We start from the raw sequence: 8699 nt of genomic DNA on the forward strand, positions 1-8699 counted from the left end.
AGAGGGTGATCAGACCAAACCCCTACATCAGATCAGAGGGTGATCAGACCAAACCCCTACATGAAACAACGATTGAGCGTCATTAAATTTACCACCTTGACAGAGCTACCCCTTCACCGGGTCAGGGTTGACCGAGATGATGATCGCGCAATTGTTTATTGTTCGATCTTTAATTCAGCAACGACCCGCAGCACTTCCGCCACCGTCCAAGCTTGAGCGAAAGCCCCATTCGGGGTCATCGGCGCATCTCCGTCAAAAATCTCACTGAGATTACCCATACAAGCTTCTAACAAATGATTGGCAAGGGGGGCAAGAAATGTAGCCGCAGTTTTCGGATCTTTCGTGACACGCACATAGGCTGAAATATAAGGTCCAATCAGCCATCCCCAGACTGTTCCCTGATGGTAAGCGCCATCACGTTCTAGGAGGGTTCCCCCGTAATGTCCGATATAATTGGGGTCCGTAGCAGCTAGACTCCTCAATCCGTAAGACGTGAGGAGCGATCGCCCGCAAACCTCCACCACTGCTCGTTGTCGGTTCCTAGGTAACGGACTATCCGGTAAAGAAACGGCCAAAATCTGATTCGGGCGCAAGGATGCGTCATTGCCCTTGGGTGTATCAAGGACATCGTAACAATATCCCAACTCCTCATTCCAGAAGCGATCAAATCCAGCTAGGGTGCGATCGCCTAACTTCTGATATTCCTCATCGGACTTTCCCAACTTCCGGGCAAACTCCGCCATTGTCCTCAAGGCATTATACCACAAAGCATTCACCTCCACCGGCTTACCCTGACGCGGAGTCACCACCCACTCGCCCACTTTGGCATCCATCCAAGTCAGTTGCACTCCCGGTTCCCCGGCATACAGCAATCCATCCGCCTGATCCATCTGAATCTGATACCTTGTACCTTGTTGATGCCAGTGGATAATCTCTCTCAATACCGGCCATAATTCTTTCAGCAGCTTTTTATCTTTTGTTGCATAATAGTAAGCACGGATAGCCTGAAAATACCACAGGGTGGCATCCACGGTATTGTAATCCGGGGTTTCTCCGTCATCGGGAAATCGATTGGGCAACATTCCCTGGTCCACATACTGGGCAAAGGTTTGGAGAATCAATTTCCCAATGTGCGAACGTCCGGTACAAAGGGTTAAACCGGGCAAGGCGATCGCCATGTCCCGTCCCCAATCCCCAAACCACGGATATCCGGCAATAATTGTTTTGCCATCGGGATTCTCAGGGTAAGGGCGATCGACAATAAAGCGATCGGCTGCCAAAACTAGCTGCTGCACCCACTCCGGGGATTTTCGGGACAACTGATATGCTTTCCCTTTTTTACCTTTGAGTCCTTTCCCTTTGAGGGCGCGTTTGATTAACTGTTGATCCAACTCCCGACGAGACTGTAAAGCGCTTTCCACCCCTAAACTGGCATGGGAATCGGTACTCGCTGCGATCGCCAAAGATTGTCCCGGTTGTAACTCCCCCTGAAAGGTTGCCACTTGCAGTAAATCTTCCAGGCAGTCCCCTCCGCGACTCTTTTCCACTGCCAAATCAAACCCATAATGCCACTGATGCGCCGGACTCACAGCGCCCCCAACGGCATACAAATAGAGGGGAAACGCCCCAGGAAATGCCGTAATACATAGCCCCGAACTCACCGACTCCACCTGCATCAACCGGCTATTCTCTTGGGTTGTATGATGGCGATCGCGATACGTTGCAAACCCTTTCATCGTCAAAGTAATCGGCAAACTGGAACGCCGCAAAGTATAATAAATGTAAGTAGTATTTTCCCCCTGCTGCATCCAAATCCGCTTTTCTAACAACGCATCCCCAAACCCATAACTCCACACCGGAATAGAACCCTCTAAATGAAATCGTTCAATTATCTGATATCCTCGGGGTTCTACTGTCCCATCCGCCCATCGATTCGTAAACAGAGGATAGTCTTCACTCCCATAACTCGCCACTTCATCTAGTTTAGAAAACAGCAGAGTATGACCCAAAGGCGGATGAAGTGCGGCCATCAATAACCCGTGATATCGGCGTGTCAGCAGTCCGGCAACCGTACCCGACGCATAGCTACCCGTCCCATTTGTGACCAGCCATTCACGAGATTCAGCCGTTGCCAACTCGCCACAAAGTTCTCTACCCAGTTCACTTTTGAACATAATTTTCTTCGATTTATTTAGATTAAATGATTTTGATTTCACGCCTGAAATTAGGATCACCGATGTCTTAGGGACAGTTTAGGTCCTGTTCGGAAATCTTGACAATAGGACTTACTCATTACCCGTAAATGTAGGGGCGAGAAAGCGAATCGCCCCTACATTTACGGGTGGATTCTCAAAATATGCGTAAGAAGTAGGGTGGGCATTGCCCACCGTAATTCAGGTGGGCATTGCCCACCCTACTCCTTTTACTCCCCCAATTTTCGTTCATCTTAGATTTAATCCTCTGTTATCTCACTTAATAATGTGAACCACTGATTCTGAAGTTGTCCCCTCACCTTATCCTTCTGCTGAAACTGGACTAGGTGCAGAGTCGGATTTGGGGAAAAACTTTGCCGTAACTGCTGCAGTGACCAGATGAGATAATAATCCCATCGGACCCGCAAACAAGCATAACAGCAGGGAGTGAGTCGTCCAAACCCCAGTCTGCTGTCCTTGCCAATAGATCCAGCGACCCACAAACAAGTCCATGACTAAATAATGAATCCACCCCGTAGCTGCGGCCCCTTCATTGCCAAAAAACCGGGCAATATCTGCCAGAGTGGGATTAGACATCGCTTGGGCTGTTTCTGCATCCACCTGTCCGAAAAACAGATAAATATACAAGACGGCGAGGGGTACAAAGGGCAGATAGGATTCCATCACTTTGCGGCTGACTCCCCAATTGGGTAAGACAATCATCAGCGCCCAGAATGGCAAGACAAAGAGGTTCCCGGCATTAAACAAGAGTTCGAGGTTCATGGTTCGCTGTTTTTTCTCTCAATTTAACAAAATGTTACAATAAAACCACTGCCACACAAAATCCAGCCGGAGAAGTTTCGCGGGCCAATCCCCGGGGGTTACCTCAGACCAAGGGTTCGGTGCATCCAGGCAACCAGTGCTAAGATTAGCGAAAACTACCGCTTAACGGTTCCTATCAAATTCCAGGAGAAATCTGATGACTGTTCATGATTTATTAATGCTTGTGCTGTTACTTTCCCCAGGTTTAGCGCTTTCTGCTTTGGTGATGGTCGCTTTTGCGGCTGGGGGTTGAGTTCTGGTCAATAGCCTAGAGACGCAATCAATCGCGTCTCTATTTTTTTCTCCAGCGGAATTTCCTCCGGATGAAAGGGGTTCTGCTCTAAAATAGAATCCTCCAGTTTCACGGTTCTCACAAGCAACCCTTTGAGAGAGCATCTCAATTTTGCCTAAAAACCGATCTGACCTCTCCCCCTCTTACAATAGTAGGTTTTTCACGCTTAAGAGCAGCGACGGTCCCCGGACCTTGGCAAGGGGAGGGTTAGGGTGGGGTCCTCTTGAAGCGCGATCGCGCTTCAAGAGAGAGGAATGAGTGGGTGGAGAGTGTTGGCAGTGACCAAAGCGATCGCTTTGGTCACGAAGAAAGAGATTGGACCCGCCTACATACAGGCGCGATCGCTGTAAAGAGTGCTTTATGTGGCGATCGCCACATAAAGAGGACCCCACCCTAACCCTCCCCTTGCCAAGGTCCGGGGACCGGAGAATCACCATAACCGTAAAAACCCTACCCTTGTAAGTCCCCAACCCTCCCCTAAGAGGAGAGGGCTGGGGAGGGGTGGGAAGGGGGCTGGGGGGTTAGGTCTCTTTTCAAATATTGAGGAAAAAGCGGTGATCGTCGCAACAGCAACTTTTCCGGCGATCGCATCACAAAGCAATTCAACCCTTTGAATTCTATTATGAAAACGCTGAGGCACTTCATCAAGTGCCTCAGCGTTTCCTGTGCTAGTGAGTTGTATAGCCAGCTATCCCTTCTGAGTCATTCCCCCAACATTGGTAACTATTATTAATAAGATAAATTCAAGAAATTGTCGCGGCTGATTTCTAAAGACAAACTTAGTTCCATGTCGGTAAAAATCAGAAATCAGCCCCGAAAAAAGCGCGTTGAATTAGGGTTTTTCAGCGGCGATCGCCAATTTTGCCCCTTCAATGCGACGCACCCGATCCATTACTTCCACCACCTGTCCATGTTCGACGGTTTTATCTGCTTTTAACACCACCACAGAAATAGGTTCCGCCTTCATGCGATCGCGCACCGCTTGCTCTAAATCCCCCAGGGTGACTGCCTGTTCATCCAGCATCAACATTCCCTCGGCATCAATAGAAATCGTCAATTTCACCGTTTCCGTTTGCACCGTCGCCGTAGATGCTTGGGGCAAATTCACCGGCAATCCTTCGGATTTCGATAAAAACATCGAAGAAATGATAAAAAACGCCAAAATACTAAAAATGACATCAATCATCGGGACAATATTAATCTGAGCTTGAGATTCCGGTTCATCGGGTAGACGCATACTTTTGTTCTCCTAGGTCTCTTTCATAGCGATGACGATAGAGTAACTCAAGCTGACCCCCGACTTCTTGAATTAACGCAATTTGTCGCACATAAAAACTGCGAAACGTATTGGCAAACAGCAGGGTAAAAATTGCCACCACTAATCCCATCACCGTAGAAACGAGGGCCTCGCTAATCCCTCCCGTCACCCCGGTGGTATTGCTACCCCCCACATCCCCGAGTCTTAGGGATCCAAATGATTGCATTAAGCCTAAAATCGTTCCTAATAACCCCAATAAAGGGGCTACATTAATAATCGTCTCAAACACGGTATTAAAGCGCTTGAGCAGGGGAATTTCCGCCTGGGCCGAACTTTCGAGCGCCAGTCGAAACTCTTCCGGATTAGGGTCTTCTAACGCCAGTGCCTCTAAAAAAATTCGGGCGACTGGTAAATCCGCATTCATTTGCAGCTTTTTCATCGCCAAATCTGGCTCTTGGCGGTACAGTTGCAAGACTTCTCGGACCATTCTCCCCTGGCGGCGATTCACCCGAAACCAGAAGAATAGGCGCTCTACAATCAGCGCTAATGCAACGATTGAAGCAATCAGGAGCGGTACCGAAACTATCCCGCCCGCAGCCATTAAATTACCCATGTAGTTTACATTCCTCGAACCCACAACAGAGACCCTGGGGGTTTCTGTTGCTCTTATTTGATAAATATTCTCAAAAAGCCTATATCAAATTTAGAGAGTTTGTCAAGAGGGTTTGTAAAATTGAGGAAAAAGAAATCGACGAGGGTTCATATCAAGTCAGGGACAGGAGTTTGAAGCCGTCGTAAGGTCCTCTCAGCCTATTTACCCGGTTTAAAATTATTGCAACTTAAGCCCAGTTATTGCGACTGCCCCTCAGAAGCGCTTCCCCGGAAGCCTGCTCAAACCCTTCGGTCTATGCCAGAATAAAACAGGCGATCGCCTCATGGCATATCCATGCTACTGGAGTATCTACAAGATAGGGAGATTCTACCGTGCGACCGGACCTCAACGAGTTACCCATCCCAAAAATTGAACTCAAACGATTGAGTGGTCTCGATATTGAAGCGGTTAACCACTTTTCTATCCCGACCCTACTCAGTTTAGATCCCGGACCCGATTCACCGGGTTTAATTCGGTATTTACCGTTTCTGATTGCCTTTGCGATCGGCTTAACCTATCCCGTGGCGATCGCCCTTTTAAATCTCACCTTTCCTTTCCAGTGGTTATTCCTGAGTACCCAACTGGTGGTGGGATTATTTCTCACAAAGCTAGGCCAGTTTTTTTGGGTGAAAAAGCACGTCGGCCAATCTCTCCCGGGATTGTTGCATGAAGTGGAGCGATTTAATGATATAATTCGCGTCATTGATATCAACGATCGCCTCGAAGAAGTGGGAAATCCCGACGTTCATTTACGCGATCGCGAACAAGTTATTCAAGCCCTTCAATTAACCAAAGAAGACTTAATTCGCGCCTTAAGAACCGAACGAATCCTCCGCAAACATAAAACTTTCATCGCCCGAAATCCCGAAATCTTTGCCAACAACTTGACCGCTTTAGCCGCCTTGCAAGTCGCCGACAAAGCCAGCGAACATGGACGCCTGCTCAATGAAGCCTTGCAAATTGCCCTCAGTGCCAATGAGGAAATCAGCAAATTATCCCCAAGACCCCCATCCCCTTCTCCTCACAGTCCCGACTCCACCTAAAACAATCGGACATCCGGCAGAGAAAACCCATTCCTGAGTTTGTTAAGATATCGACCAGTCCAAGGGTACTCTGAGCTAATGACCCTGACTGGAATGATCAAGTAGCAATTCTATCGATAGGAGCATCAAACCGTGCGACGAGATTTACAAGGCTTAGAAATTAGCAGAGGAGAACTTAGACGCCTCAGCGGGGTATCCGTCGATGAGTTAATTCGACCTTCAACAATGGAAAATCCTACTCGAAGGTCAAATTTTTTATATAAAGAGACGTTACTCATTAGTTCTTTAACTATTATTTTATTTGTAGCCCTCTTAGCCTTTGGAGATTGGATTGCCTGGGAAATTAGAGGAGTTCCCCTGGATTTAGCGTTTAATAATGCGCCATCCTGGATTGTTTTGGGAACCCTAGCGAGTACCACCTGCATCAGTGCGATCGCCACCCGGTTTATGTGGCTGAAAAATAATACTCGTAAGGGGGATTCTCTTTTGGGGCTTCTCGATGATGTAGAAAACTATAATGATTTAATTAAGGCGATCGACCTCAATGATTCCCTGGAAGATGTGGGAAATCCAGGAGTCCAACTCAGCAATCGAGATGACATCATTGACGCCTTGAAACTCACCCGCCAAGATTTAATCCGCGCCTTAAGAACCGAACGAATTTTAAGAGAAAATCGCAACTTTATCGAACGCAATCCTGAATTGTTTGCCAATAACTTAAATGCGATCGAAGCCTTGCAAGTCAGCGACAAAGCCAGCGAACGGGGACGATTGCTAAATGAAGCCTTGCAGATTGCTTTAAATACTCAAGGAGAACTCAGAAAACTGCAAGATAGAGGGCATCATTGATTCTGTGCTTTCTGTTAGGGGCAAATTATGAAGGCGACTAAATGCTCAAATATTTTCCTGAAAATCTACAATCTTGCTTATGATTAACTGGGAATTACTGCTACTTCTAGGCATTATAAATTCCCAGTGGTTTCTGGGAATTTTTACAACAGTTTTTAAAAAAATATCCTGAGAGGTTAGCAACCTAAAAATATCTTGACTAAGCCAGCTTATTAATTGATAACCCTCCAAATAGTTTGTCAACAAGTTCTGAAATGAATAGCTACCTACAAAAAGAGGATCGTGGTGAAATACACGATTTCGGCAGCGTCTAATGTTATCGGCTTGCCCTCTTATTTTCTTGATATTGCGCTTTAAATTGTAATTTTTTGGATTGACATCCGGAAAAAGGTCTGCAATATGATGATGCCATATAGTTTTTTGATACGAATCCTTGAGCATTCCAGTCCAAAAACCCAAATTTAACTCTGCTATAATGTTATCTAAAACAAGATTTTTTCTTTGGGTATTTAATTTTTCTTTAGTTTTATTCAATTGGTCTAATTCGTCATTATAGGAAGTCATACTGGTGCCTCTTTCATCCACCCAGCTACCTCCATTTCCATTAAACCAATTTCCCCCATATTTAGCAATCAAAACTGCGGCAATTCTATTCCTTAAAGTAACTTCAAAAATCGAAAGAAATGGATAAAGTGTTTCCGATAATTTTATATTAAGTTTATATAATTCCAAAGCTTCTTCTTTGTTCTGATTCGCAGCATTTAGGTAAGGTTGAAGGCGTGCTGCGGAAACCAAGGGAATTAAGGTATCCCATTCATTCATTAACGGCTTCCCCGACTGTAATTTTTAACCTAGCTTACGATAATAACACGAATAGGCGTAACTAACTGCCCCGATTGTATGTAATAATTTATATTAAATTTGCTTCTCAGAAGTTTGCTTTAAAGAGTGCCCTCAAGGGTGGGACGCTTGGGGACAGAGCCTGATTATTTGTTGTAAACTAGCCGGGGTTATGGTGGGGCAGTAAAATTCGGTGTTGAGAGTACCGCTATAGCACTGGTCCCGGATTATATTAGGGGATCCAATATCTGGCCTCTTCTGGTCAACCCAGTTGACAAAATAACACTGACTTGTTACAATTCAAATTGTAAGCCTTGGGACACTCCTTGGGTCTACTCCACCTAATTCCACTTGTAAAGTCGGAATAAGGCATCATGCAAAAATAAGTTGTCCAAGTTTTATCTGGGATTCTTGCTGGGCAAGGCTTCTAAGTAAAAATTGTTCAGGTTGTTCTTACATGAGTCCTAACCTGCGGTTACAAGTTTCTCAAGGAAGTTTTTTAAACAGCCAAAGCGCCCTGAGTGTTAGGCTATTTCATCAAATCGGTTGCCTTTCAAATGGCAACTGTAGACTACTGAGTAGACCCCGACCCCAAGGTACGATATTTTACCGAGAATCGGCGTAAAGCCCCCGGATTTATCCGTGGGGATATGAGCCGACCGTGTTAAAATAGTAAAAGCGAGTAAGAATAATCATCTGCGTGATTATTGCATTCACGTCTTCGGTGAAATTCCGGCACAGTAAGTCACTA

The 8699-nt window shown here is 46.0% G+C and carries 8 protein-coding genes; 2 read left to right on the forward strand and 6 right to left on the reverse strand.

What is annotated here, in order from left to right; all coding sequences use genetic code 11:
* Positions 1 to 155: 155 nt before the first annotated feature.
* From J0895_RS19875 to J0895_RS19895, 5 genes are all read right to left on the reverse strand, one after another.
* The gene (locus J0895_RS19875; RefSeq protein ID WP_207089738.1) at positions 156 to 2174 is read right to left on the reverse strand and encodes an amylo-alpha-1,6-glucosidase; all 2019 of its coding nucleotides are present in this window, start codon (positions 2172 to 2174) and stop codon (positions 156 to 158) included.
* Between the two features lie 339 nt (positions 2175 to 2513).
* Positions 2514 to 2975 carry an ABA4-like family protein gene (locus J0895_RS19880; RefSeq protein ID WP_207089739.1) on the reverse strand — a complete coding sequence of 154 codons (462 nt, stop codon included), beginning with the start codon at positions 2973 to 2975 and terminating at the stop codon, positions 2514 to 2516.
* A 474-nt stretch (positions 2976 to 3449) separates the two neighbouring features.
* The gene (locus J0895_RS19885) at positions 3450 to 3698 is read right to left on the reverse strand and encodes a hypothetical protein (protein WP_207089740.1); all 249 of its coding nucleotides are present in this window, start codon (positions 3696 to 3698) and stop codon (positions 3450 to 3452) included.
* A gap of 440 nt (positions 3699 to 4138) precedes the next feature.
* A complete protein-coding gene (locus J0895_RS19890) occupies positions 4139 to 4543 on the reverse strand; it encodes an ExbD/TolR family protein (RefSeq protein ID WP_207089741.1) in 405 nt (134 codons plus the stop codon).
* Positions 4527 to 5177, reverse strand: a complete 651-nt coding sequence (locus J0895_RS19895; RefSeq protein ID WP_207089742.1) for a MotA/TolQ/ExbB proton channel family protein — start codon at positions 5175 to 5177, stop codon at positions 4527 to 4529. The genes J0895_RS19890 and J0895_RS19895 overlap by 17 nt, the downstream gene beginning before the upstream one ends.
* 371 nt (positions 5178 to 5548) lie before the next feature.
* Here J0895_RS19895 and J0895_RS19900 point away from each other — a divergent pair, with 371 nt between their 5' ends.
* Positions 5549 to 6259, forward strand: a complete 711-nt coding sequence (locus tag J0895_RS19900) for a hypothetical protein (protein WP_207089743.1) — start codon at positions 5549 to 5551, stop codon at positions 6257 to 6259.
* 132 nt (positions 6260 to 6391) lie between these two features.
* Positions 6392 to 7108 carry a hypothetical protein gene (locus J0895_RS19905; RefSeq protein ID WP_207089744.1) on the forward strand — a complete coding sequence of 239 codons (717 nt, stop codon included), beginning with the start codon at positions 6392 to 6394 and terminating at the stop codon, positions 7106 to 7108.
* A 45-nt stretch (positions 7109 to 7153) separates the two neighbouring features.
* Here the strand turns inward: J0895_RS19905 and J0895_RS19910 are convergent, their stop codons facing one another.
* Complete coding sequence (locus J0895_RS19910) at positions 7154 to 7930, reverse strand: Abi family protein (protein WP_207089745.1); 777 nt, start codon at positions 7928 to 7930, stop codon at positions 7154 to 7156.
* Positions 7931 to 8699 lie beyond the last annotated feature (769 nt).

Origin of the sequence: Phormidium pseudopriestleyi FRX01 (assembly GCF_017313335.1) — a bacterium.
GTDB classification, from domain to species: Bacteria; Cyanobacteriota; Cyanobacteriia; order Cyanobacteriales; family Laspinemataceae; genus Laspinema; species Laspinema pseudopriestleyi.

Bases quoted from the DNA above. Each gene is read 5' to 3' on its own strand.
- J0895_RS19880 (WP_207089739.1), bottom strand. From the start codon at position 2,975: ATGAACCTCGAACTCTTGTTTAATGCCGGGAACCTCTTTGTCTTGCCA.
- J0895_RS19910 (WP_207089745.1), bottom strand. From the start codon at position 7,930: ATGAATGAATGGGATACCTTAATTCCCTTGGTTTCCGCAGCACGCCTT.
- J0895_RS19890 (WP_207089741.1), bottom strand. From the start codon at position 4,543: ATGCGTCTACCCGATGAACCGGAATCTCAAGCTCAGATTAATATTGTC.
- J0895_RS19875 (WP_207089738.1), bottom strand. From the start codon at position 2,174: ATGTTCAAAAGTGAACTGGGTAGAGAACTTTGTGGCGAGTTGGCAACG.
- J0895_RS19895 (WP_207089742.1), bottom strand. From the start codon at position 5,177: ATGGGTAATTTAATGGCTGCGGGCGGGATAGTTTCGGTACCGCTCCTG.